At 52.7% G+C, this 26,831-nt stretch carries 19 protein-coding genes; 8 read left to right on the forward strand and 11 right to left on the reverse strand.

The genetic code is table 11. The features are described from left to right. Positions 1-27: 27 nt before the first annotated feature. From PYL13_RS21890 to PYL13_RS21940, 11 genes are all read right to left on the reverse strand, one after another. Positions 28-2,934 (reverse strand): TonB-dependent receptor, encoded by a 2,907-nt coding sequence (locus PYL13_RS21890; protein ID WP_275642340.1) that lies wholly within the window; start codon positions 2,932-2,934, stop codon positions 28-30. A 192-nt stretch (positions 2,935-3,126) separates the two neighbouring features. Next, complete coding sequence (locus PYL13_RS21895) at positions 3,127-4,116, reverse strand: FecR family protein (RefSeq protein WP_275642341.1); 990 nt, start codon at positions 4,114-4,116, stop codon at positions 3,127-3,129. 121 nt (positions 4,117-4,237) lie between these two features. Then, positions 4,238-4,762 (reverse strand): RNA polymerase sigma factor, encoded by a 525-nt coding sequence (locus PYL13_RS21900; RefSeq protein ID WP_275642342.1) that lies wholly within the window; start codon positions 4,760-4,762, stop codon positions 4,238-4,240. Positions 4,763-5,014: 252 nt separating this feature from the next. Continuing rightward, positions 5,015-7,618 carry a TonB-dependent receptor gene (locus tag PYL13_RS21905; RefSeq protein ID WP_275642343.1) on the reverse strand — a complete coding sequence of 868 codons (2,604 nt, stop codon included), beginning with the start codon at positions 7,616-7,618 and terminating at the stop codon, positions 5,015-5,017. Between the two features lie 33 nt (positions 7,619-7,651). Continuing rightward, entirely contained in the window at positions 7,652-8,605 is a 954-nt protein-coding gene (locus PYL13_RS21910) for a FecR family protein (protein ID WP_275642344.1), read from the reverse strand. After that, positions 8,602-9,126 (reverse strand): RNA polymerase sigma factor, encoded by a 525-nt coding sequence (locus PYL13_RS21915; RefSeq protein ID WP_275642345.1) that lies wholly within the window; start codon positions 9,124-9,126, stop codon positions 8,602-8,604. Before PYL13_RS21915 ends, PYL13_RS21910 begins: the two co-directional genes overlap by 4 nt. A 224-nt stretch (positions 9,127-9,350) precedes the next feature. Next, entirely contained in the window at positions 9,351-10,448 is a 1,098-nt protein-coding gene (locus PYL13_RS21920; RefSeq protein ID WP_275642346.1) for an ABC transporter ATP-binding protein, read from the reverse strand. A 9-nt stretch (positions 10,449-10,457) separates the two neighbouring features. Further along, a complete protein-coding gene (locus tag PYL13_RS21925) occupies positions 10,458-12,404 on the reverse strand; it encodes a glycoside hydrolase family 127 protein (RefSeq protein ID WP_275642347.1) in 1,947 nt (648 codons plus the stop codon). 31 nt (positions 12,405-12,435) lie between these two features. Then, on the reverse strand, positions 12,436-13,305 hold the full coding sequence (locus tag PYL13_RS21930) for a carbohydrate ABC transporter permease (RefSeq protein ID WP_275642348.1): 870 nt from the start codon (positions 13,303-13,305) through the stop codon (positions 12,436-12,438). After that, complete coding sequence (locus tag PYL13_RS21935; protein ID WP_441296689.1) at positions 13,302-14,231, reverse strand: carbohydrate ABC transporter permease; 930 nt, start codon at positions 14,229-14,231, stop codon at positions 13,302-13,304. The genes PYL13_RS21930 and PYL13_RS21935 overlap by 4 nt, the downstream gene beginning before the upstream one ends. Positions 14,232-14,404: 173 nt before the next feature. Further along, a complete protein-coding gene (locus PYL13_RS21940) occupies positions 14,405-15,649 on the reverse strand; it encodes an ABC transporter substrate-binding protein (RefSeq protein ID WP_250985210.1) in 1,245 nt (414 codons plus the stop codon). 182 nt (positions 15,650-15,831) lie between these two features. On the opposite strand from PYL13_RS21940, the gene PYL13_RS21945 reads away from it, so the two are divergent. From PYL13_RS21945 to PYL13_RS21980, 8 genes are all read left to right on the forward strand, one after another. Further along, on the forward strand, positions 15,832-16,827 hold the full coding sequence (locus tag PYL13_RS21945; protein ID WP_275642350.1) for a LacI family DNA-binding transcriptional regulator: 996 nt from the start codon (positions 15,832-15,834) through the stop codon (positions 16,825-16,827). A gap of 150 nt (positions 16,828-16,977) precedes the next feature. Then, positions 16,978-18,720: an ABC transporter substrate-binding protein gene (locus PYL13_RS21950; RefSeq protein ID WP_275642351.1), complete on the forward strand. Its 1,743-nt coding sequence runs from the start codon at positions 16,978-16,980 to the stop codon at positions 18,718-18,720. 162 nt (positions 18,721-18,882) lie between these two features. Further along, on the forward strand, positions 18,883-20,736 hold the full coding sequence (locus PYL13_RS21955) for an ABC transporter ATP-binding protein (RefSeq protein ID WP_275642352.1): 1,854 nt from the start codon (positions 18,883-18,885) through the stop codon (positions 20,734-20,736). Next, positions 20,733-21,698, forward strand: a complete 966-nt coding sequence (locus PYL13_RS21960) for an ABC transporter permease (RefSeq protein WP_275642353.1) — start codon at positions 20,733-20,735, stop codon at positions 21,696-21,698. Before PYL13_RS21955 ends, PYL13_RS21960 begins: the two co-directional genes overlap by 4 nt. Further along, complete coding sequence (locus PYL13_RS21965) at positions 21,695-22,651, forward strand: ABC transporter permease (protein WP_192489253.1); 957 nt, start codon at positions 21,695-21,697, stop codon at positions 22,649-22,651. Before PYL13_RS21960 ends, PYL13_RS21965 begins: the two co-directional genes overlap by 4 nt. A gap of 14 nt (positions 22,652-22,665) precedes the next feature. After that, positions 22,666-23,967, forward strand: coding sequence for an alpha/beta fold hydrolase (locus tag PYL13_RS21970; RefSeq protein ID WP_275642354.1), 1,302 nt, complete (start codon positions 22,666-22,668; stop codon positions 23,965-23,967). A 16-nt stretch (positions 23,968-23,983) separates the two neighbouring features. After that, positions 23,984-25,786, forward strand: a complete 1,803-nt coding sequence (locus PYL13_RS21975) for an aminopeptidase P family protein (protein WP_275642355.1) — start codon at positions 23,984-23,986, stop codon at positions 25,784-25,786. A 449-nt stretch (positions 25,787-26,235) separates the two neighbouring features. Continuing rightward, positions 26,236-26,831 (forward strand): response regulator (locus PYL13_RS21980; protein ID WP_303299133.1); only part of this gene is annotated, 596 nt, incomplete at its 3' end.

Genomic DNA, 26,831 nt, shown 5'->3' on the forward strand with positions numbered 1-26,831 from the left:
GCAGATCTTTCCTATGTCTGAAGTCGATCAGAACGTCGCCTTGGCACCAACCCAAACGGTACGGCCAATGCTCCAAGGTCTGGCAATATTCGTTGTTGCATTGCCTGTCTCATTAAACAGGTTGCCAACTTTCATATTGAGCATCAACCCACGATCTTCATTCTTGTAAACTTCGTAACTTGTGGAGAGATCGATGGTGAGCGTTGGAGAAAAGTCGTAATCTTCGTAAATTGCATGCTGTAGTCCGCTAAGCGTGATCGTATCTCCAGTATCTCGCGCACCACGATAGCCCAAATTGTAGTTGGCAGACACATCAACATTCAAACGATTGTCAAACCAACTGCTGGCAAAGCCCGCCTGAAGACGGATCGGTATGTCCATGTTGCCTGTTACCACGCTAAAACCGGCTTCCGAATATGATTGGTCTTTGTACCAAATATATTCATCTGTTAAGTCATTTTCAAAATAGGTATTATTGCTCTTTTCTTGGCGTGACCAAGTGAACGATGCATTGAAAGATAACGCATCAAGCGCTTCAATATTGCCGGTGTCCAGTTCCTTTGAATATTCACCAGATATTGACTGGTAAGAACCAGAAGCGTCATTCGTAAGTTTGTTAACGTATGTCGACAACTTCTCTGTTGCGAACTGATCTCGGCCACGCCTATCTAGAAAACGCAACCGCCATTGACCATCAAACAATGGATCTTTGCCAGAAACTCCAAACGTAATTTCGTCATTATACGGCGTGTCCAATCCTGAAGCTCGGTTTTCATACCCTGCAACAGTTGTCCCTGGTCGCCACCCGCCAACAACACCGCTAGTTTGAGTACGGGTGAAGATCTGGTACCGAGGAATGCGTTCACGAAGGGCGTACGCAAGTGTTGCACCATTGTAGTATCGATTAAAGCCAGCCGCGATCGAAAAATCTTCAAAGGGTGTTACCGTCGCCACGACACGCGGAGCGAGATCAAGATTTTGCATATAATCGTCATAAGACACTCTCAAGCCGGTGCGAACATTGAACCATTCCCAGGTTTGGTCCAACTCAGCATAAACATTAAATTCGTTCAGGCTCTTACGAATATCGTAGGCGCTATAAATTTGCCTGGTGCTGGCAAACTGCTCTGGGCTGCAATTATCCGCGCTGTTACATACGAATCCATCCCCCGCCATCAGTGCCGGGAATGAATAAACAGTCGTATTTGCGAGGTTATACGTGAATTCCTCTGGCCTGCGACGGTACGCATCAGTGTTTGTGTAAGAGGCTCCAAATGTAAACGAACCAAGGAAAACATCACCAGTCAGCTCTTCGGATAGGCTCCACTGTTCTTGCCCCTGATCCTTGTACCCCCAACCACCTTCGTAACAAGCGGTCATCGTCGTAATCGATGTTGTTCCAGGCTCTTTTTGGCACCAGTCACCCAATTCAGTCGATGACCACAAAATTTCACCGGTGCCGGTGCGGACAACATTTTGATTATAAAGTCTAGCTTCGTTTGGCCCAGCATCATTGAAACTTTTGGACTTTTTATAACTTAGGATAGATTTCAATTTTACGTTGCTAAACGCAACGCCGCCCACACTAAAATTGGTGAAATCATAGTCATGCTGTAATTTGGTTGCCAGACCATCAGACCCCATATTTAAGGGAGTATTACGCCACAGTGTATTTTCCCAAATCTGGCCGTAGTTGTTGTAAATACCTTCGAGGGTAAAATTACCAACATCGGTTTCAGCTACGGCTTGTAGTCTATAAAAATTACTTTCAGAATCTTCTTCTATTCGGCTGGTGTCCACATACCTCTTCGCTCTGTCTTTATGAGTTACAGCGCTTTGCGTGCTATATTGCCCAATAATTGCGATATTTTCCGCAATTGGACCGCTAACAGAAACAGAGGAGCGACGACGAATATAATCATTCCGTGCAACACCATTCGGGTTTAATCCGGTTGGTGTGAGTAGATTGAATTTTGCCCAGTCGCTGGTTGTATAATCAGACGAAACAGATGCTCTCCAACGATCCTTTGACGGACTCTCAAGATCATAGGAGACCACTCCGCCCTGAAAATTGCCGTAACGGGCGGAAGCATTGCTATCGATAACTGTGGTGCCAGACACAAAATCGATCGGCACATATATCGTCTGAGAATGCATCCCAAACATGTTATTAAAGTCGGTACTAAGCGACGTATTCAAATAACTATCTGAGCGAAACTGATCGACACTTCCTGTTAGATTGTTGATTTCCATGCCATTGAGAATGAAATTATTTTCATAGACACGCGCGCCCGAAATCGAAATTTCCTTTGGTTTCAGGTCGATGACCGACTGATCTGTTTCACCTGCATCAGTGTTGATTTCATTTTGGTACTGAACATTCGCCATGTTGCGCAAAACGCTATTGGCGTCACCGCTACCGCCTGTGCGGCCGTTCAATTGTCCGCCGGAAATTGTGGTGGTGCCAGTGTCAGCAATAGAGCTTGTGCCAAGAACAGACTGACCGGATTTTGACTGCACCTGAATAGCCTCAAGCAGGATCGTGCCGTCTGCGCTCACTGCCGCCTGTCCGCCGGCAAGCAATGACGCCGTTTTAGGCCCAGTCATGCGAATTTCAATGCCAGTACCGGAAAGCAGCGTGCGCAACGCCGTCTCAGGCGTCAGCTTGCCCGACACGATAGCCGATTGCTTTCCATCGACCAGAGCCGAAGAATAACCGATTTGCCAACCTGTAGACTTGATGAAACTGTTCAGAGCTTTGCCAAGCGGCTGCGCAGGAATGTTAAAGCCAACCGTTGCAGAGGCAACTGAACCGCTTTGTTGCGCTTCAGCGTCGGCTGACACCGCCATCACCCCTACGTAGCCAAGAATTGTCGACGCAAGAAGCAACGAGACAACATTCTTGCCGCTTCTTTTTCTGCTCTGCACTGCCATTACCCTACTCCTGAACGCCTTTGGCTACGTTAAACGTCACCGGCACTTTGCATCCGCGTGCGGAAGGTCGTTCCAAACAGAGTTTCCGTCCCCCGAAAGCCCTGACACGCAAGGGGTTTTGGCTTCATGCCAGTACCGCCTCATTGCCTTCGACGTTCGAGACTTTTCAATCTCACAAAAAAAGTTGAGAATTTAACGAATGATTATGAAATTACCCGGCAGCGTATCGACTTTGCCGCCTGCAGCGGTGACGATACTGCCAATAGCGCCGACCGCATCATCCGTTCGATAGTTACCGCTCACCGCCACCGAAAGCAGATCTCGGCGTAGAACAAAAACACGTCCGTCATAATAACGTGCGAGATCGCCCAACACAGCTCCGAGAGGTTTGCCTGAAAAAGCAATGCGCCCTTCGCGCCAGGCAAGCATTTCATCCGGTTCAAATGGCTCTATGTCTGAGATGGATTTTTCATCCACGGCCACCATCTGATCGGGCAGCAGCTGCACAGCAATTTGCGCACTGCCATCACGGGTGACATCAACGCGCCCGCGCTCAAGCGCAACCACATCCCGATTTGCCTCGGCACGAACAACAAAGGCAGTTCCCTTCACGGTCACATCACCGAAATGCCCTTTGACCCGGAACGGACGCGAAGCATCATGGACAACATCAAACCATGCCTCGCCCTTGATAAGACGCACACCACGTTGCTGCCCTTGATAGGCAAGCTCGACCGCGCTGTCGGTATTCAGCAGCATACGGGAACCATCCGGCAAGATGATTTTCTGCATCTGGCCCGCGACGGTGCGATAATCGGCACTCCATCGAACCATGATTTCCGGATAGGCCGCATACCCGCCAACAAACAGCACCACTGCTGCCGCCAGTGACAACCAGTGAGCGCGCTTTCTACCAAAAACGGAATATGCAGGTTTAACGGTACGCAAATCGACTTGCCGTGCGTGACGCTGCGACGCTGAAAACAGCTCCGGGTCGTGCCATACGCCTGCAAGTTCCGCATAAGCGGCCGCATGCGCTGGATCGCTGGATATCCAGGTTTCAAAACCGATATCCAATGCGGGATCAGCAACACCGGATTGTTTATGGACGAACCAATCCAATGCGGCGTCCATCACCACATCAGTCTGCACACCAACAATCTGCGCGTCATTATTCCTCATAAACACTGCCCAAGGGTCTCTTCGCGTACCCACAATGAATCAGACGTTTGAGCGGACCATTTCTCATAAAAAAAAGCAGCCCCGCAACGACAGATTGTCGATTTCGTTATTTCGCGGAACATCATTCCTTGTCCAGCCTCTTTCTGAAATCGTTGAGATGCGCCATGGCATGTTTCATGTCATTGAAGACGGTGTTCTGGGACACATCCAGATGTTCGGCAATCTGTGGGTACGTCCAGCCTTCCACACGGCTCAAGACCCAGACCTGTTGCACACGTTTCGGCAATTTATCGAGCGCTGATTGGTAGGCGCGCAAACGGTCGAGATGGATGACCTTGTCTTCGGCAGACGGTTGATCATCCGCCACCAAATCAATGGCTTCGCCGCTGATTTCACTTGCCTCGTGGGCGCTGCGCACCTTTTTTTGGCGCAGATAATCCAGCGATAGGTTACGTGCCGTTTGCTGCAAAAAAGCCTCGGCATTGAGAAGTGCGCCGGTTGAGGCCGCCTTACGAGCACGCAGGTAACTTTCCTGCGTCAATTCCTCAGCGGTTTGTTTGTCACGGACAATGCGGAAAACACTCCACAACAGGGAGTTGCGCGCGCGCAGAAACGCATTGTTCACGTCTGCGGCTTCGTCATCCATAGTGTCAGTAAATCCGTATCAGCAATTCGGTTGTTCATTCGGAGGCAGTGGGATGTAGTTCAGAACCGATCAACAATGAATTACCAATGGCAATTCTTTGTGCCTCTCAACACCACAGACCTACAGTTCAAAAGTGGATTTTAATAATCAGCTTTCCATTAGCCGAACAGAACGTTTTATTCAACAGCCCTATAAACATGAAAACGCGGCAGGAACTGCCGCGCTTTGTAATGATCAATGGTGAGGCTTCAATTAGAATTTTCTGCTGATGGAAATCTTGAAATTGCGACCCGGCATGGCCGTAATACCGTCAGACAGGTACGGTTCGTATCTTTTATCGAAGATGTTATCCAACGCTACATGCACTTCACCACCCTTCATAAGACCCTCCTTCGGCGACCAATCAAGGAATAATCCATGCACTGCATAACCGGCACTTTCAGGACGTGCATACAAGGGTTCTATTTTAGCTGATGTGTGGTTCTGATTGTCTACGAACTTGCCGTTCCAACCAAATGACAGATCGTAATCTACAAGTTTAAAGCCAAACTGCGCATCGGCTGTCAGCGGAAAGAGGTCTTTCGCGTAAGTATCTGAGCCATTTACATCACTAAGTGAGCCATTGCGACGGCCGTTCATCCAGGACACACCGAGATCCGCAAACAGAATATCATTCTCGTAGTGTGCGGAAGCTTCAACACCCCAGATCTTGAAGGCGGGCGTATTCCAATAGAATGGAACAGAGGCATAAGCTAAACCGGCGAGGTTCTTGGTACCCGTGCGGCGGTTAACCGGGTTACTGACGCGGTTGTAGTAGCCTTCCAGACCAACAGTCAGATTGTCACCGTCACTCAACAAGTCGTCAAACATCTGGTTGATCCCGATATTGACGTTATTGTTGCGCTCGACATCGAGATCGCGGGATGTCTTCGACGCCTTTGTATCCACGCTTTGCGTCGAATAGATTTCATCAATATTCGGCGTACGCATTGCGTAAGCCCAGTTGGCGTAAAGTTTGGTCTCCGGTGTAACATCCCACTCCACGCTCAAGGCAGGCGTGAAGCCATCATGCGATATCGCTGAATAATCATGACCGGCAGCTGGATTATTATAACGTGGCGCCAGGTTCGGCACACCTTCTGACCGCACATGATCATAACGCAAGCCAGGCGTTATCTTGAATGTATCGGTAATTTTGATCTCATCGCGGAAAAAGGCTGAAATCGTTTCTTGCGTACCTTCGGGCAAAATCCATGGCGCATAATAACCATAGTTATAGCTTGGATCGGTAGCTCTCCCCTTTTCAAACATCCATACATCTCGGTCGTGATGATTATATTGGATGCCGTAATTGGCCATATGCGACAGGCCACCCAGTTCAAAATTCGAGGTATTCTCCGCTTCGAACTTTATGTCGGTATATTGTGTGTCATTCTCATTACCACCCAAAGAGCCTGATGGGTTAAAACCAGGAATAGCTGGACGTGTTCCGTGCTGTGAGGTGGAAGAATAACTCACCATTGACTTGAAATTCACCAGGTCACTATCCCCGGTATAGCTGTACTTCAGTGTTGAGGTGAAATCTTCTAGCTCACGCCAAGATAGCAGCCTAAGTCTGGCTTGCTCATAACCATATGTTTTGATGGAATAATCTGACAATGACAGTTGACCGCGGATAGCAGCAGGTGGGGCCCAATTTGCTGACGTGCCGTAAACCACGGAACCACGCAATTCATGGCCGTCGTATTCGGCACCAGCATTTGCCGTGAATGTTGCCAACTCGTCATTTGAGGCATCGTACACCTCGCCTCCGCCGACGCGCATATTGTCAGATTTGCGCCAAGTCGCTGATACGAGGCCGTCATAGGTTATCGGACCACCAAAGTCTGACATGCCGTAGAGCGTGCCTGTTTCGACAAATTGCTTATTGGCTGTTTCGTATCCGGTCTTCCCCCAGAAACCCCAGCTCTTACCCTGGCGCAGCATATCCTTGGCTGTCTTGCTCTCCATGGAGACAGTGCCACCAAAGCCGCCGTTGCCATATCGTACAGAGGTCGCGCCCTTTTGCACTTCCACCCGCTTCAGCAGTTCAGGATCAATGAAAACAGTGCCCTGATCGTATCGCTCGAAGTTTTTAGGAGCACCATCCAACAGAATACGCACGTCAGACTGACGGGTAAATCCACGCATCGCAACCGTCTGGCCTTCCAATCTTACGCCACCGGTACCACTGACACCGGGTATCTTCGAAAGGAGATCTCGCACTGACGAAGATTGCGCGCGTTCGATAGCCTTTGCATCCAGTTCAGCCGTGTTAAGGCCGGGGTTGGTGAAAGGCGCATTGTTCATGACGGTGATCGTCTGCAGATTGGTCGCGTCGCTATCCGCCGCGGAGGTGACCGTGCCTGGAATCTGCAGCTTGACCGTGGTTTCGCCAATGAAATGATATTGGATGCCAGTTCCAGACAGCAATCTATCGAGCGCATTGCGAGGCGACATTTTTCCGGCCACCGGCCGGTTTTTGAGTCCACTGGCGACAGAGGCATCAAAGATCATTTGCAAACCGGATTGCGACGCCAGTCGGTTCAACGCACTTGCCATATTACCAGCCGGCAGATCGACGCGAACCATATCAACTTGCTGGGCATATGCCGGCGAGTCCGGGCTCGTGAATGCGACGCTGCTAAAAAGCAATGAAAGAAAGATACCGGACCGGCTCATATGTGTCATATTTCTAGCTCTCCATTGTGCAGGATCATCTGCACTTGTCCCGGATACGAATGAGCTTTCGGATTTGGGATACCCAGAGAGATTTTTTTGTAGAAAAACGTTAGTGTCTGCCTGAAAGTCGTTCACCTTCCATATTCAAGCCATTGAAAATATTGAACACTAGTGGAGCATCGTCAGATACGGTCCCAACCGCGTTACACCAACATCGAAAGCAACAGTCAGATCACGCAGAACAGCTTGCGGATCAGCGAGATCAAAACTTCCGGTAATGCGCCGCTCACCAATCTTTGCTCCTGCAATGACGATGCGGCCAGGAAGATAACGTTCCAGTTCAGCAACAACGGAGGAAAGCGGGCGGTTTTCAAACACCAGTCTGCCCTGTCGCCAAGCCGCGATTGAAAGTGGATCTACCGTTTCTATCGAACCAATTGACCCCTCCGCGTCATATGCAACCTTCTGGTTCTCCTTGATGCGGATGGACCGATTGGCATCTCCCGCCTCTACCTGCACGCTGTGCTCAAGCACGGTGACATTGGTGCCATTTTTCGACATTTCGACGTCGAAGGCTGTGCCCAATGCTGTCGTTGTTCCGCCATTTGCCTCGACAACGAAAGGTCTCATCTTGTCAGCAGCAACTGTGGCGAAAATCTCGCCCTTCAACACAACAACCCGGCGCTCAGACGAACTGAATTTGAAAGAAACCGCCGTATCGGCATTCAATATCAGCTCTGATCCATCAGGCAGATTGAGCGTTTGCCTTTCAGCCGTGCCGGAGATGGCGTCCGCTTTTAAGCGCAATGGCATATCAAGCGCAAAAAATGCTCCGGTCATCATTGCTAGACAGAGCGACAGTGCCACCGATCGACCCGTGGAAGAGCCCGATTTGCGTGTCGACGCAGTGTGAACAAAGGCAGGATCGCTTGATAACAGACGGGAGGCATCTCCCATCAGACATCGAACAAGCTCGTAAACTTCTGCGTGACGTGGATCACTTGCGACCCAAGCTTCAAAATCGGCATTGAGTTTCATATCATCGGGGGCATCATGCAGTTTCAGCAGCCAGTCAATTGCCTGCTCACGAAGCTTACCTATGTTTGGCTCATCTGCCGTCATAGTGTGTCCTCCAACGCGTGAAGGCAATGGAGATAAGCCTTCCTCAAATGACGATCGACCATGTTGCGGGAAATTCCCGAACGCTGTGCAATTTCATCCGATGTCAGATTGGCGATGCAGCTGGCCAGAAACACTCTTCTGCGCTCAACCGACATTTCAAGGATGGCTTTGTGCAACAGGCCAAGTCGGTATTGCCTGTCTGCAAGCGCTTCTGCGTCCGGCAACTCCGCAGCAACCGACATGGCCTCGAGTTCGGTCCCATTAAACAAACGGCGCTCAAGCCTCTCTCTGCGAAAGCGATCAATTCCAAGATTAATACACGCCCGCATCAAAAATGCCTTGAGAGATGCACGCCCCTCCAGTGCCTTTGGGTTGCCGGTCAGCCGAAGATAGAGATCATGAACGATCTCATGCGCTACCGGTGGTGCATGACCATGACGACGCGCAACAAGGCACAATTCCTGATAATAGGTTTCCATTGCATCATCGAGCGTAACGCGCGAGGCAGGTTTATCCCACATGATCTGGCCTTAGTTGGCTTGGAGAAGTCCGCGAGGCAACGCGGTTGGCATGCGTTTAACGGATCGGGGTCAGCAAGGCAATAAACATGACTAGAAAAATCATATTATCTTGTAGCGACCACCTGCAACTTTCTCCGCTAATATCGGGATAAACAACGAAAACCCCACGGTCGCCCGACCGTGGGGTTTTGATTTGACCTAGAACTCTAAGTGATGCTGTTACCTCAGTTTGCCAGTGAACGGCCTGTCTCGGCATCAAAAAGATGCATCTGGTTCATGTTGAGGGACAGCGGCATGACAACCCCTGCCCGCAATCCATCCTGCGGTTCAATGCTGGCACAAAGACCTGCCGCACCAACATTAAAATAGATCATGGTTGAAGCACCGAGCGGCTCGACCAAATCAATCGTGACATCGACCGGAACATAACCTGGACGTTCCTGCCGTGCTGAAATGGACTCGGGGCGAATACCAAATGTCACCGCCTTGCCAGCAAGAGACACGTAACGGGCGGCTTTCTCCGACGGCACGGCAAGTCGTTTTCCGTCTTCCAGAACCACAAACAATCCATCGGTCCCGCCTTCCAATCTCGCCTCGAGAAAGTTCATTGATGGCGAACCAATAAAGCCTGCGACAAATTTACTGGCCGGATTGAGATATAGCTCCTGTGGTGGACCTGCCTGTTCGACCAATCCCTGGTTCATCACCACGACCCGGTCAGCCATTGTCATCGCTTCGATCTGATCGTGGGTCACATAAACTGTCGTGGTCGGCAAAAGCTGGTGCAGCCGCTTGATTTCAGTGCGCATTTTCACACGTAATTTGGCATCAAGGTTCGACAAGGGCTCGTCAAACAGAAAGACCTTGGGGTTGCGCACGATGGCGCGACCCATAGCAACGCGTTGCCTCTGGCCACCTGAAAGCTGGCCAGGGCGACGATCCAGGAGATCACTGATATGTAGTGTCTCCGCGGCCTGTTTGATGCGTTGTTCAATTTCTGGCTTTGGCAGGCGCTGCTGCTCCAGGCAAAAGGAGATATTATCGCGCACGGTCATATGCGGATAAAGCGCATAGTTCTGAAACACCATGGCGATATCGCGCTTGCCCGGGCCAAGTTTATTGACCACCTGATCATCGATAATGATCTCACCGCCGGAAATATGCTCCAGACCGGCGATCATTCGCAACGTCGTGGACTTTCCGCACCCGGACGGACCTACAAAAACCACGAATTCCTTATCCTCGATCTCGAGATCAATGCCGCGCACAGCCTCGTAGCTTCCATAGGATTTGATGACGTTTTTAAGCTGTAATCTTGCCATCGACCGCTCCTACTTCTCAGCCAGCCAGACCTGCATCGCACCTTCGTCACGATTGGCCCAGAGATGATATGGAATTGCCTTGAAAGACCGGGTTTTCAGTTCGGCCGGTGCGGTGCGATAGAGCGTTCCTTTCCAGGACGATGTGTCTGCTTCCAGCGCATCTCCCTCAAGTACCGTTGCGCCGCCTAAGAGGTCCGCATCGAAACGCGGGGTAATGCTGGCCTGTGGCGTTACGCGAAGCTGCTGCGGTTCGCTGCCAAGATCGGCTTGCTCAACACAATAGACAACCGGACCACGTCGCAGGGCAATACGACCGGCATCTTCACCAACAGCCGGATTGGCATAAAGACGCTCCACCGGCATATCGAAGGAAAGGCGAATTTCATCGCCATCCTTCCACGCACGAGAAATCGAGACATACCCCTTCTCGGTAGATGAAGTAATGTCGACACTCTCGCCGTTAATGCTGACCTTCGACGAACGGCACCAGCCGGGAATACGCAACTTCAGTGTAAATGTGCTTGTGGCAGACAGGCCAAGTGACAGTTTGATATCGCCATTCCACGGATAGGCGGTTTGCTGCCGCAAACGTAGGAAACTGTCTCCGATTGTCAGTTCAGAGCTATTTTCACCGTAGAGATGAACCGCCAGCGTCTCTTCGTTGGCGGAATAAAAATACTGACCAAGCGACGTGATAAATCGTGCAATATTGGTTGGGCAGCAAGGGCAATAATGCCATTTCCAGCGGCGGTGCTGTCCGTGGCTTTCCAGTGCATTCTCATAGAAATAATGCTCGCCATCCCGCGAAATGCCTGACAGCGCACCATTAAACAACACTGTTTCCAGCGCATCGGTGAACTTGCTGTCAAGATCGATCTGCGCCATGCGGTGGCTCCAGAAACCAAGCGCGACAGCCGCGCAGGTTTCAGCATAAGCCGTTTCATTGGGAAGATCATATTCGCGGGTAAACCCCTCGTTTGAGGCCGATGGCCCAAGACCACCGGTGACGTAAAGCTGGCGACCCGTCAGATTATCAAACAGGCGATCACAGGCATCTTTCAGGCTCTGGTCGTCATTTTCATAGGCAAGATCCGCCATGGCAGAAAACAGATACATGGCGCGCACGGCGTGACCGACCACCTGGGTCTGTTCACGCACCGGCATATGCGCCTGGCTGTAAGCATAGGTCTGGTAGACATATTTTGCCGGATCATCACCGCGCTTGCGCGCCTCTTCGTCATAATAGGACGGCATCTGGCCACGCTCATCGACAAAATAGGTGGCGAGTTTCAGGTGGCGCGGATCCTTGGTGACGCGGTAAAGCTTGACCAGCGCGAGCTCGATTTCTTCATGGGCATCGTAACCGCGCAACTTGCCCGGCTCTGTACCGAAAGTATCGGCAATATGATCGACTGCACGTATCATTACATCCAGAAACTTGCGTTTGCCGGTTGCTTCAAAATAAGCGACGGCACCTTCCAGCAAGTGCCCCATGGAATACATTTCATGCAGGTCACGCAGGTTGGTCCAGCGGTTTTGAGGTTCTCTGCGAATGAACCAGCTGTTGAGATAGCCATCGGCCATCTGTCCCTGCTCCAGCTTATCGACAATGGCATCGATCTTGGCCTCCACATCCGGATTAGGGTGTTTTTTGAGCGTATAGCTTGCAGCCTCTATCCATTTTCCGAAGTCGGAATCGAAGAAATGCTGCATGGAAAGGCCGCTCGGCTGGATCGGACGGGCAAGAGGACCGGCAGGCTTGTCGAAATCCAGCACTTCAAGAAAACCTTCTTCTTCAAGGCGCTTGTGTTGTGTAGGAATGGTGACGTTGCGAACAGTGTCTGACCAGCTTTTCCAGAAACCGCCGTCAAAAGAAACGCTTGAATGATCAACCGGGACCAACCGCTTGAAACGGCGCTCTGACTGGCTGGCGGTCTGTTTGAGAGATGAAGACATAAGAACTCCTTATCGCAGGGTCACTGCGGATTTACTTGACGGCGCCAGCGGTCAGGCCGCGCACATAATAACGTTGCAAAGCGAGGAAAAGCAGGATGCACGGCACCATGGTCACGGTAATACCGGCCTGCAGCGCCCCCCAATCGATGATGCCGTAAATGCCCGAGGACACATTGACGAGCATGATGGGAAGCGTGAACTTGTTCTGGTCCGACAGGAAAATCAGCGCCGCCAGAAACTCGTTCCACGAATTGAGGAATGCAAACATCGCAACGGTTGCCACGCCCGGCAGCGCGAGGGGCAGCAGGATGCGACGCAACAGCGTCCATTGTGACGCGCCATCAATACGCGCCGCCTCGATCAAAGCGCCGGGCACCGCATCAAAGGCATTGCGCATCATGAAAATGGAAAACGGCAGCTGGAAGGTCGTATAGACCAGCACCAATCCGAACAGGTTGTTCTGCAGCCCTAAAAACTTCAGGATCAGGAACAGCGGCGTCAGAATGGACTGGAACGGGATCATCATCGTTGCCATGACAATTACAAAGATCAGCGACTGTCCGGGAAAGCGGAATTTCGAAAACCCGTAACCGGCGGGTACAGCCACCAGGACCGTCAACAAAATTGTGCCAAGCGCGATCAGGACGGAATTGCTGGCATAGACATACCAGCCAGCCCCGACGCCTTCGAGACGACGATAGTTCTCCAGCGAGAACGCTTTTGAAAACAGCGCCACCGGATTGGCCAGCGCCTCAGCCGCCGGTTTAAACGAATTGGCGAAAGACCAGATGATCGGCATCAGGAAGAAGATGGCGAACAGCAGCGAGACCAGAACGAAGGTGATGTGGCCCAGCCGTTCCGCGACGGTTTTGTCCTGACCGTTGGAATAAAAAATCTTCATCGACCTTCCTCCGGACGTTGACGCATGAAGCTGAGCTGGATGGAACTGATGGCGACGAGAACAACGAGCAGCGCGAAAGACAAAGCTGAACCGTAACCAAGCCGATATGACGAGAACGATGCCAGGTAGATGGAAAACACTGCCGAAATGGTACTGTTGCCCGGTCCGCCCTGCGTGATGATGAAGAACTGGTCAAAGGCCAGCATCGACGATGTTATGTTGAGAATGAGCGCCAGAAGCAGCGAATTGCGCATCAATGGCAATGTAATTCGGCGAAGCCGGCTGAACACACTTGCACCATCGATCTTGGCAGCCTCGACGACATCAGGCGATATGCTTTGCAAACCGGTCAGCAGAATGACCATGGTGAAACCGGCGGTCTTCCACACAACCATCAAAATGATCACCGCAAGAGCCGGCCAGAAATTTTCAAGCGGGCGCGGCGCGCTATCGACAAGGCCAAGCCCCAACAGGAGCCTTGAAAATACGCCACTGTCGGGATTAAGCAGCCACATCCACAAGGTCGACGCGGCGCCAAAACCCGTCACCACCGGCATGAAATAAACCGTGCGGAAAAACGATGCGCTGCGCAACGGCCGGTCAACCAGCAATGCCAGCGGGAAAGCAACAAGCAGGATCGCAGCTGTTACCAATACTGTGTAGAGCAATGTGAACCCAAGCGAGTTCCATAGCTGCGTATCGCCCATCAACTCGACATAGTTTTCAAGGCCAATGAACTTCTTACGGCCAAGCAATGGCCAGTGGTAAAGGCTCATCCACACGGTCATGATGAGCGGAATGAGAAACAGCCCGATGATAAGCACCATACTGGGCAACAGAAAAACAAGCCCGAGCCAGCCGTGTGGCTCGCGTTCATGAACGCCGGTTTTGTCGGAACTCGCTTCTTTGGTCGGGAACTTGGACACCACGGTGCAAAGTCCTTCTCTAAGCGTGAATGGATTGCGTCAGATCATCTGGTCCAGATCGCGCTGCCTGAACCAGAATGTCCGGTCGGTATTTCGCCATCAACAAACGAGGCGAAACAAACTTTCAATTCATTGGGAATGGGCCGGCAGACATCACCGGCCCTGCCCTCATGTCACGGATTGGTACGCTCAAGGATCTTGGTAAACTCGTCCTGCGCCTTCTTGATCGAACCATCGACATCGTCACCGAAGATCGCACTCTGAATAAGATTCAGGAATGGACCGGTGCGGCTGACGAACAGCTCATCCGACGAGAAAGTATAAGGCGTCTTGGCCTTTGCCAGCACGTCATAGGCAATCAGGTTACGCTTGTCGAACTGGGCGTAGGCCTGGTCGGCCACATCAGTACGCGGCGGCATGCCGGATTCCTTTGTGATGTAGACCTGCTGCTCAGGCTGCATGTAGAAGTTGACAAAATCCAGTGCCACTTTCTTCTTTTCCTCACTGACACCCTTAATGAGGGCCAGAGTATCGCCGCCAGCAAAGCTCGAAACGCCACCCTTTGGACCAGGGATCGGCGCAACATCAAATTTCACATCGGGATATTTGCTGGTCAAAAGATTGACGATGTAGGAGCCGGTCATGAGAACGCCGACCTTGCCCGACGCAAAAGCTTCAACGGCGTTATTGCCATTGCCCGAACGGGATGTCGGATGAATGGCCCCAGCCTTCCACATGTCGCGATAGGCGGCGAAGGTGTCACGCAATGCCGGTGTATCGACCGTCGCTTCACGTCCATCTTCGGAGAGAATATCCGCATTTGCCGCCCACAGATGCGGCAAGAAGTCGTAAATCAGCCAGCTACCGGAGTTTGCGACAAAATAGAAACCGTAGGTATCATTACCAAGGGCGTGGATTTTTTTGGCAGACTCAGCGACTTCCTCAAGGGTGGTAGGTGCTTTCTTCGGATCAAGGCCAGCCTTTTCAAACAATTCGGTGTTGTAAGCGATGATTGAGGCATCTGGCAGTGCAGGCACGCCATAAATCTTGTCCTCATAGGTCGCCAGACGAATATGTGACGGGCTCAAAGCGTCAGCGTAAGGCAGCCCCTTCACGAAGTCAGTGATGTCCTCAAGGCTTTCATTGGCAGCAAAGGTCGGCAGGTAGATCAGGTCAAGCACAGCACCATCCGGCGGTGCACCACCGGCAATGGCAGCACCCAGCTTTGGCACCATCTGCTCTGCCGTGATTGGTGTTACGATAACCTTGTCATCATGGGCTGCATTATACTGATCTGCCAGCCCCTGAAGTACTGCTGCAGATGACGTACGCACCCACAGTGAAATCTCTTCCGCACTTGCGATAGACGTGGATGCTGCAAGCGAAAGTGCCGCGAGCATGAGTTTGGTCTTGTGCATCGCATTCCCCTTTTGGTTGTCGTCAAAACCCTTGTCCGGTTGACGTGAGGGAAACGCTATTCTAGATTTTTTTCGTTGTCGACAGTGTGTAGCCAGAAAAATGTGAGAAATGTGAGAAAACCTTTTCCCAACGTTGAAATCGTTTGATAAAAGGTTTTCTCAAAATGACAGGGAGTGATTGGTTGAAACCTCAAATATCGCGACGCAAGACAATTCACGATGTCGCGAAAGCGGCAGGCGTCAGTATTTCGACAGCCTCAAAAGCTCTCAACGACAACGGCCGTATGCATCCGGATACCCGCGAACGGGTCAAACGGATTGCTACAGAAATAGGATTTCGGCCCAACGCCCTTGCCCGCGGACTGTTAAGCCGTCGAAGCCTGACAATCGGTTTGCTGACCAACGATACCTATGGCCGATTCTCGCTTCCGATGATGGCAGGCGCCTCCGAGGCGCTGTTCGACAACGGTGTTTCGGTCTTTCTCTGCGCCACCAATGACAATCCGGAGCTTGCCAGACTGCATGTCGAGGCTTTGCTCGACAAACAGGTCGATGGCATCATCTTCTCGGCGACCCGGCTTGACCGTAGACCACCAATGGACTTGTCGAACCTACCTATTCCTGTGGTCTATGTCTTCGCCGAGGGGCCACCAGGCAGCGTCACGATCATCCCGGATGATGAACAGGGCGCACGACTTGCCGTCAATCACCTGATTGAAAAGGGACGCAAACGCATCGTTCACATTACCGGGCCTGAAGATTTTCGCGCAGCGCGCGCCCGATCCAGCGCCTATCACCGGATTTGCGGCGACAGCGAACCCACCTTGTTTGGCGAATGGACAGAGACGTGGGGGCATGACGCCGTCGAGCGCCTTTGGTCACGAGACACCCCTGCCCCGGATGGCATATTTTGCGGAAACGACCAGATCGCCCGCGGTGTGATTGATGCACTCCGCGATCGCAACATCCGTATCCCGAAAGACGTCTCTGTTGTTGGCTTCGACAACTGGGAAATCGTCGCTGAACAGACCCGGCCAGCGCTGACCACGATCGACATGGAATTGAAGGAGTTGGGCAGACAGGCAGGGCTCGCCGTGCTGGCGCTTTCAGAGGGAGAGACGACAGTTGGTGGTACGCGCAAGCTGCATTGCAGCCTGATTGCTCGCCAATCCTGCTGATAAGGCACTGGAAAAATTACCCCAAATTGTTTTGTGGGCAATCTGTCGACAAATAAGTTGACAGTCTGTTGAGATTGTCCAGAATGCGACGTCAGCGGCCTCATCTAAGACGCCGTAACAATCAGGGAACTTCAAAGAGGGATTGGACACATGAGTTTTCGGACAAAAAAACACGCATTGGGTCTCGCTGCTTTTATGCTTGCCGCATCCTGCTCGACGCTGACACTGGCAGCCGATCCACAGGCCGGCGGCGTGCTACGAATTCTCGGAACAGCTGATGTCGACCACTTTGACCCGACCTCCGGCGCCTTGGTGACCACCAACAATTTCCTGCGCGCAGTTAGCCGCCAGTTGATCAGCTACGAAGCATCGACCGATGAGAACGCCCGCCTTGAGCCCAAAGGCGACCTTGCGACAGAAGTTCCCCAGCCGACCAATGACGGCCTGACCTATACCTTCACCCTGCGCGATGGTGTGGCCTGGAACACACCGTCAGGCGAACGCGCAATCACCTCGCAAGACTTCGAGCGTGGCATGAAGCGCATGTGCAACCCATCACTGGGTTCCGCTGCGCTGACCTATTACGTCGACCTGATCAAGGGCATGCGCGAGTTCTGCGACGGCTTCGCCAAGGTTGAACCAACCGCCGAGGCAATGAAGGCCTATATTGAAGGCAATGACATCTCTGGCATCGAAAGCCCTGATGAGAAAACTGTCGTCATCAACCTGACCGAAAAAGCCGGTGACTTCGTCTACATGCTTTCCCTGCCAACAGCAGCTCCGGCACCGGTTGAAGTTCTCGATTATATGCCTGACGGTCCGGATTATCGCTCCAACTTCATCTCCAGCGGTCCCTACACCATTGGCGAATATGTACCGGACAGCCGCCTTCAGCTCGTACGTAATCCATCCTGGAAGGCAGAATCCGACCCGCTTCGCAAAGCCTATGTCGATGAAGTGGAAATCACCTTCGGCATCCAGCCTGACGCAGCCATCCAGCAGTTGCAGGCGGGTGATGGCGACATGACCTATGACATCGTTATTCCGCCTGCAACGTTGCACATGCTGACGACTGCCAGCGATGAAAAGCTGATGACCATGTCGGTTGGCCGTACCGCCTTCATCTTCATCAACACCGTTTCCGAGAACAACAAAGGCGCTTTGAAAGACCTGCGAGTCCGCCAGGCGCTTCAATATGCCATCGACAAGGCCGCAACCGTGCAGCAGCGTGGTGGCCCAACCGTTGCCAAGCCGCAGCATGGTATTTTTGGCCCCGGTGTCCTCGGTTATCACGACTTCGACCTCTACCCGTCGGAAGGTTCAAAGGGCGATCCTGAAAAAGCAAAGGCTCTGCTTGCTGAGGCCGGTTTCCCTGATGGCATCACGCTGAAAATGCCTTACCGCAACCAGAATGCGGAGCCTGCTATCGCCCAGACAATCCAGGCCAGCATGAAGAAAGCCGGTATCGAGATTGAACTGACGCCGGTCGCACCTGCCGACTATTACTCCAAATTCATGACCAACCCGCTCAACACCAAGGAAGGAAACTGGGACATTGCGCCGGTTGGCTGGTCTCCTGACTGGGTTGGTGGTGCTGCACGCTCGGTCTTCCAGCCGCAGTTCACCTATAATGGCACTCACCAGACCTATAACTACACCGACTATAATAACGAGGAAGCGAACTCCTTCGCCCAGCAGGCCATCAACGCCACAACACCGGACGAAGCTGCCAAGCTTTGGGCCAAAGTCGACGAACTGGTCATGAAGGACGCACCAATCGTTCCGTTCATTTCCGAGCAGGTCGTTCTCTACCATGGTGAGGCTGTGCAGAACTTCCAGCCTTATGCCATTGGTGCACAGGGTGACTGGACCAACGTCTGGCTGGATCGCTAATCACAAAAGGCCGCCTGCACATTGCAGGTGGCCTTTTTTCGTTCCGACAGGACATACGGAGGCGACCATTCGCCTCCCTTGTTGTTTGTTCCAATGGTTTGGACCAGCTATCGTCAAAGCAGGGTCACGCCTTTGCTACTGTTGAGTTCAGGGAATTGATCGATGCCCATTCTGGAAACCCGCAATCTGAACATCCAAATCCCGACGGAAGACGGCATTGTTCAGGCAGCCAGAAATGTTTCTTTTGAAGTAAGACAGGGCGAACTTTTCGGCATTGCCGGCGAATCTGGCTCTGGAAAAAGTGTCTTGACGCAAGCCGTCATGGGCCTGCTGCCCAACGCCGAGATTACCGGTGAAGTCCTGTTTCAGGGCAAGAACCTGCTGACCCTTTCCCAAAAGGAAATGCGCAGCTATCGCGGCGCGCGCATTGGCATGATCTTCCAGGATCCACTGTCCAGCCTGCATCCCTATTACACCATCGGTTCGCAGATCACAGAGATGATCCATGCCCATGAGCGCGTCTCGGCCGACGAGGCAAAAAAGCGGGCCATTGCAATGCTTGAGCGAGTGGGCATACCCAATGCCGCCAGCCGTTTTAACAGTTATCCTCACCAGTTCTCCGGTGGCATGCGTCAGCGTGTAATGATTGCCATGGCACTTGTGCTTAATCCGCCGCTGGTCATTGCCGACGAACCAACGACAGCCCTCGATGTTACCGTTCAGGCGCAAATTATCGAACTACTCAATGAGATGCGTCGCGAGCGCGGCACCACCGTCATCATGATCACCCATGATCTCGGCCTGCTTTCCAGTATCGCTGACCATGTCATGGTCATGTATGCGGGCAATCGCATGGAGCTCGCCTCCAGCAACGCGCTTTTCTCCCAGCCAGCCCACCCCTACACCGCCGGGCTGCTGAATTCGTCTCCGGCCAATTACACACCGGGTGCAGAACTGGTGCCGATCCCCGGCCGGCCGCCAAGCCTTATTCACCTGCCAAAAGGTTGCGTGTTCAAAGCCCGCTGTCCGCAGGCGCAGGAAATCTGCGCCACTCCACCACCGCTTCGAATTTTCAATGACGAAACGCAAAGCCTCTGTTGGCTCGAAATACCTGCATCATTGAAAGAAAAGCAGAATACCTTGGCCGTGACCTCGCGAGCCGACATGGTCACGGCACCGGCCAAGGTCATTGAAGCGCGCAACGTCAAGCTGAGCTATAATCTCGGCGGCCCCTTCGGACCGGGCAGTACGCTGGAGGTGCTGAAGGGCATTGATCTCGATCTCTACAAGGGAGAGACGCTGGGCCTCGTCGGAGAATCCGGCTGCGGGAAATCGACACTGGCACGTGTTCTGGCTGGCCTGATACCGGCAACCGACGGCAGCGTTATGGTCGAAGGAAAATCTCTGCAAGCCCTCAGCGGTCGCGAATGGCGTGAGATGCGAAAGCGCATTCAGCTGGTGTTTCAGGATCCGTTCGGCTCCCTCAATCCACGTCGACGCGTCAGCTCCATCATCGGCGACCCCTTTCGCATCCACGGCGTATTTGCGGGAAACCGGCGCAAGCAGGCCGTTCAGACATTAATGGAAAAAGTCGGGCTTAACCCAGAACATTATAACCGTTTTCCATCCGAGTTTTCAGGCGGTCAGCGGCAGCGTATCGGCATTGCCCGCGCCCTTGCACTCAACCCTGAACTTATCATCTTTGACGAACCGGTTTCTGCCCTGGATGTCTCCATTCAGGCACAGGTGCTGAATCTGATGCGGGAACTGCAACAGGAGTTGAATCTGACCTATCTGTTCATCTCCCACGATCTTTCCGTCGTACGACACGTGTGCAACCGCATCGCGGTGATGAACAAAGGGCAGATCGTCGAGCTTGCCGATGCAGAAAGCATCTATTCCGACCCGCAGGATCCCTACACAAAAACGCTGATTGCCGCGTCCATCCACACCCCGAACACGGTTGTTGCGCAAGACAGGCAGTTGATCCGCTCCATTCCGGGAGAGGCCGCATGACCGACACAACACAAACCACACCAGAAACGACGGTTATTCAGCGCGGCCCTTTAGAGCTGACAATGCGTCGCTTTTCCAGAGATCGTGCCAGCGTCATTGCGCTGATTTTTATCCTGGCACTCATCGTCATCGCCATTTGCGCACCGTTGATCGAAAATGCGACAGGGCACTCTCCTATTGAGCAGTACCGGACAACCGGCCTAAGCGAAATGGGCCTGCCGGTCGCCCCGAACGATGAATTTACGCTGGGCACCGACCATCTGGGCCGTGACGTTATTGTCCGTCTCGCATTCGGCGCGCGCGTCTCCTTGCTGGTTGGCGTTCTGGCATCGCTGGCTGCCGCCTTCATTGGCCTGACGATTGGCATGATTGCCGGTTATGTCGGCGGGGCAACCGATATGGTTCTGAGCCGCCTGATGGACCTCGTCATGAGCGTGCCTTTCCTGCTTTGCGCTTTGGCACTCGTTTCGGTGTTCGGGCCAAGTCTGGGCCTCAGTGTCGGGGTTATCGTATTCTTCAGCTGGACGACGATGGGCCGTGTCATACGCGCCGAGGTCAATTCGCTTCGTCGTCGTGAATTTGTCGAAGCCAGCCGATCATTGGGAGCAGGTCCGGTGTCCATCATGCTGCGGGATATTCTGCCCAATCTGAGCGTACCCATCATCGTATACACCACGATGATGATCCCGAGCGCCATCGTGTTTGAAGCAACCCTGTCCTTCCTTGGGCTGGGCATTGTGCCACCAACGCCGAGCTGGGGCGGCATGCTGGCCGATGCGGCCACCAACTCGATTTATCTTGTGGCGTGGTGGCTGGTGGTGTTCCCGGGCATGGCGCTGCTATTTACGACACTTGCCTTCAACATTCTGGGCGATGGACTGCGTGATGCGCTTGATCCGAAAGCTCGCCCCGTTCGTATGAGCCGGTTTTTGAAAAAAGCCGCAAAGGCAGGAAAGCCATGATCCGTTACCTCTTAAAAAGACTGGGCTTTTCGGCACTGATCCTGTTCACCCTCAGCGGTTTCGTATTCTTTCTGTTCTTTGTTGCGCCCGGAGACCCTGCCCGCGTCATCGCCGGAGAAAAGGCAACTGAAGCGCAACTGGTCCAGATTCGCACCAATCTCGGGCTGGATCGACCGATCCCCGAGCAATATTTCAAATTCATCAGCAAAGCGGTTCAGGGTGATCTCGGCTTTTCCTATCGAAACCAGCAGCCGGTTACCAAACTCATCGTCAACCGAATTCCAGCCACCGTCTCATTGGTTATCGGCGGTGTGATTTTCTGGCTGCTGATTGGGATTCCGATCGGCGTGATGTCTGCCCGACATCCCGGCGGTTTTCGCGACCGTATGGGGCAAGGTTTTATTCTGCTTGGTCTCAGTTTTCCGACCTTCGTTCTGGGTATGCTGTCGCTTTATGTGTTCTATTTTCTGCCCAAGCAGGCGGGGTTCACCCTGTTTCCGGCCGGCGGTTACAAGCCGTTCCTGAGAGATCCAATCATCTGGGCATGGCATCTCTTCCTGCCATGGATGACGCTTGCGCTGGTTACAGCTGCGGTCTATGCCCGTCTCACACGTGGTCATCTTTTGCAGGTCATGGGGGAGGATTACATCCGCACGGCCCGGTCAAAGGGACTTTCAGAGCGAACCGTTCTCTTTAAACACGGTCTGCGCAGCACCCTGACGCCGCTGGTAACGCAACTCGGTGCCGACATCGCCTTGCTTCTGGGCGGCGCCATCGTCATCGAGCAGATTTACGGCCTGCAGGGTGTCGGTGCGCTGGCTGTCCAGGCTGTCAACAACCAGGATCGCCCGATCATCATTGGCGTGGTGTTATTGGGTGGTCTTTTCATCGTCGTGACAAATATCGTCGTCGATCTTCTTTACGCTGTTCTGGACCCCAGGGTTCGAAGATAGGAACGGAAAATAAAATGGCTCTTTCCGAATACGTCATTCCCGGCATGTTCATTCGTGATCACATCGTCACTGTTCCGCTCGACTGGAGCAAACCGGATGGCGAAACGATCGAGGTCTTTGCACGCGAGGTATGTGACCCGACCAAGCGCAACGCTACACTGCCGCTGCTTGCGTTTCTGCAGGGCGGCCCCGGCGGCAAATCTCCCCGTCCGGCAAATGGTGGTCCCTCCTGGCTTGCTGAAGCACTGAAAAGCCACCGTGTCATTCTGGTTGATCAACGTGGTACCGGACGAAGCAGCCGCATTGAAAACGCCACCATGGCTCGTTTTGGTGACGACGGCGCACAGGCGGCGGATTATCTTGCCTGCTTCCGCGCGGACAGCATTGTTGCGGATTGCGAGCACATTCGCAAAACCCTGTTTGGAGGAAAAAAATGGGAGACGCTTGGCCAGAGTTATGGTGGCTTCCTGACGCTCACCTATCTATCCAAGGCCCCTGAAGGTCTGTCTGCCTGCTACGTCACTGGTGGTCTGGCTGGCATTGATGCGACGGCAGATGATGTCTACCGCTGCACCTATCCGCGTGTCGCTGCCAAAACGGCTCGTTATTACGAACGCTACGCTGCCGATCGCGCCAAAGTGGGTAAGATTGCCGATTTCATCGCCAACAATGATGTTCGGTTGCCGGATGGCGATCGTCTGACCGTGCGTCGCTTCCAGACCGTTGGCATCGATTTTGGCATGGCGCCCGGCTTTGAAAACATTCACTGGCTGGTTGATGAAGCTTTTTCGTCCAGTGCAGAGGATCGTCTGTCGGATCATTTTCTGGCATCAGTGATGAACCTGACATCCTATGATGGAAATCCGCTCTTTGCCGTGCTGCAGGAAAGCATCTACGGACAAGGACAAGGTGCCACCAATTGGGCAGCAGAACGCATTCGCGCAGAGTTTGCCGACTTCGAGGAAACAAAACGGCCTTTGCAATTCACCGGTGAGATGATGTTCTCATGGATGTTTGACGAAATCCGTTCTCTCAAACCATTCCGTGCCGGCGCCCGTGCTCTGGCCGAACGCCAGAGCCATAGCCAGCTCTACGATACCACACGGCTTGCCAGCAACGAGGTCCCAGTGGCCGCCGCTGTCTATTTTGATGACATGTATGTCGACGCGGGCCTGTCGCTGGACACCGCGAAACGCACCGGCAATGTCGAGGCATGGGTTACCAACGAATATGAGCATGATGGTGTACGCCAGTCTTCCAGAGTGTTCCGTCGCCTGCTTGATATAGTCCGGGACAAAGGCGGCCCGCTCTCCTGAATGAAAGCAAATTCGCATGACCTCTTCTGCTGATATCAAAACGCGGATTGCCGCGCTTCGTGCTGTCTTTGCCTCCAAGGGGCTAGATGGATTTGTCGTACCCAGAGCGGATGCCCATCAAAGCGAAGTGGCGGCACCGCGTGACGATTGCCTGGCTTTCATCACTGGCTTCACCGGTTCTGCCGGTCTGGCACTGATCATGGCAGACAAGGCCCTGATTTTCGTCGATGGACGCTACGATATCCAGGTGCGCCATGAGGTGGATCAGGCATTATTTGAGGTTCATCACCTCCACAATGCGCCCATCGACCGATGGATGCATGGCAATGCGACAAGGGGCATGCAGATCGGCTTTGATCCGATGTTGATCAATGGTGAACTGCACAACAGAATGTCCCGTGCCCTGACGGAAGTGGGCGCCGTTCTTACTCCTGTATCAGACGACATTTTCGACCCGATTTGGGAAGACCGTCCGCTCAAGCCATTGGGAGCTGTTCGCGCGATGCCGGTGAGCGTCGCAGGCGAGACTTCGAACAGCAAAAAACAACGTGTTGCCGCATCAATCACTCAAAGCGGTGCAGACATTGTTGTGGAGACACTGCCAGACAATATTGCATGGCTTTTGAACGTTCGTGGTTCAGACGTGCCTATGAACCCCGTGCCACATTCCTTCCTGACGCTATCATCCGATGGAACAGCGGAGTGGTTCGTTGATCCGCGCAAACTCGGCAATGATCTATCAACGTTCGAACTTGATAACGTGCAACTGTCGTCGCCCGACACATTCATAGATCGTCTCGGCGAACTGGCATCCGGCAAGACCGTTATGATCGATCCGCAGTTCTCTCCTGTTGCTGTGCGTCTCGCGGTCGAAGCCGCTGGCGGCAAGACCGTAAGCAAAACCAGTCCGATGACGATTTTGAAAGCATCCAAAAATGCTGTCGAGCTGGAGGGTTACCGTCGGTGCCATGTGGAAGATGGCGTTGCCGTCACCAATTTCCTCGCCTGGGTGCTGAAAGAAGGACGTGAGCGACAAGGCACGGCAAATCCGCTGACCGAACTTGAGGCTGAAGCAAGATTGCTGGCATTCAGAGCGGAAGGCACAGGTTTTCTGGAAGCAAGTTTCCGTTCGATTTCAGCGTCTGGCTCCAATGCTGCAATGTGCCACTACAATACTGCAGAAGACACCAACGCCGCAATCGACAGCAACTCACCGTATCTGATTGATTCCGGAGGCCAATATACAGATGGCACAACAGATATAACCCGCACATTAATGCTGGGAACGGCGAGTGATGCCGTGCGGCAGACCTACACGGCCGTTTTGAAGGGGTTTCTGTCGCTGCTCATGGCAAAAATGCCGATCGGCACACAGGGCCATCAATTGGACGCCTTTGCCCGCCGTCCTCTATGGGATCTCGGCCTCGATTATGATCACGGTACAGGACATGGTGTAGGGCATAATCTTCTCATTCATGAATATCCGCACCGCTTTGCCAAGATAGCCAATCCCTACGGCCTCGAACCCGGAAACATAATGACGATCGAACCTGGATATTATGAGGCCGGAGAATATGGGCTGCGTATAGAAAACCAGGTCGAAGTGACTGCCGTCTCTTCAAAGTTCTGCGGCTTTGCGTCTTTGACGTTGGTCCCTATCGACCTCTCGTCCGTCGATGTTACCAAACTATCAGACGACGAAATTCTTTACCTGAACAACTACCATCGGACTGTGAGAGAGGTGCTCTCATCAAGGGTAAAGCAAGAGACGCTTGCGTTCCTGATGGAGCAAACCCAGGCGATTACACGTCCGCAATAAAGACAACAAAATCACCGCAGACTTCGCGAGACCTCCCATTTTTTTGAGAAAGGAGAGACGTGCGAACCTTTACGGCCGATTAAGGGGTGGAAAAATACAACCTGAAAAAAGGCAAAAAAATGTCAAAAACAAGCATGAAACGAGGCCGCACTCGCCTCCAACATGACTAACCTTCTCAATTTACAAGTATATTCAATTCACTGCCCTATACTAATAGGCGATCAATTGCACCCTCACATTAATTAGACATTAACTATGTGCCCACATAGTGCAACCCGAAGCGGAATATCTCGAGGAAGCTCTCGCGACGTCTCCGTGCTTCTCAACTGATGGCATGACGCCACTCAGAACACCTTCAAAAAATGTCCAATCTTAGCGAAATTCACCGTTTTCACGGACCGTTTTCGTGCGCGCATTTTTCAGTTGAATACGGCAATCGGGGGCCAAACGTGCATATTGTACTGGTAGACGACAGCAGGTCTGCTCTTTTTGCACTTGATATAGCAGTTCGGGAAATTCCCGGTGTGCATGTTATTGCATTTGAAGATCCCGCAAAGGCACTGGAACACTGCCTGAAATCCCCTATCGACCTTTTGATCGTTGACTTCACAATGCCCAAATACACCGGCATTGAGCTTGTGGCTGAACTCAAACGTCAAAACGTCCTGCAACATGTCCCCGTCATCATGGTGACATCGGAAACGGAACGCAGCATCCGCATTCAGGCCATTGAGACTGGCGTAACCGACTTCATTGGCAAACCTTTTGACTCGATTGAACTGAAAGCGCGAGTGCGCAACCTTCTGGCGCTGCGCAGAGCACAACGCGACCTTTCCCAGCAGGCCAGCAGGCTTGTCGATGAAGTTGATAAGGCAACCGAAGAGCTTGCCGAGCGTGAAGAAGAAATCATCTGGCGATTGGCACGCGCAATCGAGTTTCGCGATGGCGATACTGGTGATCATATTTCCCGTGTCGCCCAGATCAGCAAGCTGATTGCAAAGGATCTCGGCCTCTCCAGTGAACACTGCCGCATGATCTATCTTGC

Origin of the sequence: Agrobacterium sp. Azo12, from assembly GCF_029193765.2 — a bacterium.
Lineage (GTDB): Bacteria > Pseudomonadota > Alphaproteobacteria > Rhizobiales > Rhizobiaceae > Agrobacterium.

What these genes read in the sequence shown, in the direction of transcription:
- PYL13_RS21920 (WP_275642346.1), bottom strand. Translation starts at nt 10,448, where the DNA reads ATGGCAAGATTACAGCTTAAAAACGTCATCAAATCCTATGGAAGCTAC.
- PYL13_RS21965 (WP_192489253.1), top strand. Translation starts at nt 21,695, where the DNA reads ATGATCCGTTACCTCTTAAAAAGACTGGGCTTTTCGGCACTGATCCTG.
- PYL13_RS21915 (WP_275642345.1), bottom strand. Translation starts at nt 9,126, where the DNA reads ATGTGGGATAAACCTGCCTCGCGCGTTACGCTCGATGATGCAATGGAA.
- PYL13_RS21900 (WP_275642342.1), bottom strand. Translation starts at nt 4,762, where the DNA reads ATGGATGACGAAGCCGCAGACGTGAACAATGCGTTTCTGCGCGCGCGC.
- PYL13_RS21950 (WP_275642351.1), top strand. Translation starts at nt 16,978, where the DNA reads ATGAGTTTTCGGACAAAAAAACACGCATTGGGTCTCGCTGCTTTTATG.
- PYL13_RS21925 (WP_275642347.1), bottom strand. Translation starts at nt 12,404, where the DNA reads ATGTCTTCATCTCTCAAACAGACCGCCAGCCAGTCAGAGCGCCGTTTC.
- PYL13_RS21890 (WP_275642340.1), bottom strand. Translation starts at nt 2,934, where the DNA reads ATGGCAGTGCAGAGCAGAAAAAGAAGCGGCAAGAATGTTGTCTCGTTG.
- PYL13_RS21930 (WP_275642348.1), bottom strand. Translation starts at nt 13,305, where the DNA reads ATGAAGATTTTTTATTCCAACGGTCAGGACAAAACCGTCGCGGAACGG.
- PYL13_RS21895 (WP_275642341.1), bottom strand. Translation starts at nt 4,116, where the DNA reads ATGAGGAATAATGACGCGCAGATTGTTGGTGTGCAGACTGATGTGGTG.
- PYL13_RS21940 (WP_250985210.1), bottom strand. Translation starts at nt 15,649, where the DNA reads ATGCACAAGACCAAACTCATGCTCGCGGCACTTTCGCTTGCAGCATCC.
- PYL13_RS21970 (WP_275642354.1), top strand. Translation starts at nt 22,666, where the DNA reads ATGGCTCTTTCCGAATACGTCATTCCCGGCATGTTCATTCGTGATCAC.
- PYL13_RS21910 (WP_275642344.1), bottom strand. Translation starts at nt 8,605, where the DNA reads ATGACGGCAGATGAGCCAAACATAGGTAAGCTTCGTGAGCAGGCAATT.
- PYL13_RS21960 (WP_275642353.1), top strand. Translation starts at nt 20,733, where the DNA reads ATGACCGACACAACACAAACCACACCAGAAACGACGGTTATTCAGCGC.
- PYL13_RS21955 (WP_275642352.1), top strand. Translation starts at nt 18,883, where the DNA reads ATGCCCATTCTGGAAACCCGCAATCTGAACATCCAAATCCCGACGGAA.
- PYL13_RS21975 (WP_275642355.1), top strand. Translation starts at nt 23,984, where the DNA reads ATGACCTCTTCTGCTGATATCAAAACGCGGATTGCCGCGCTTCGTGCT.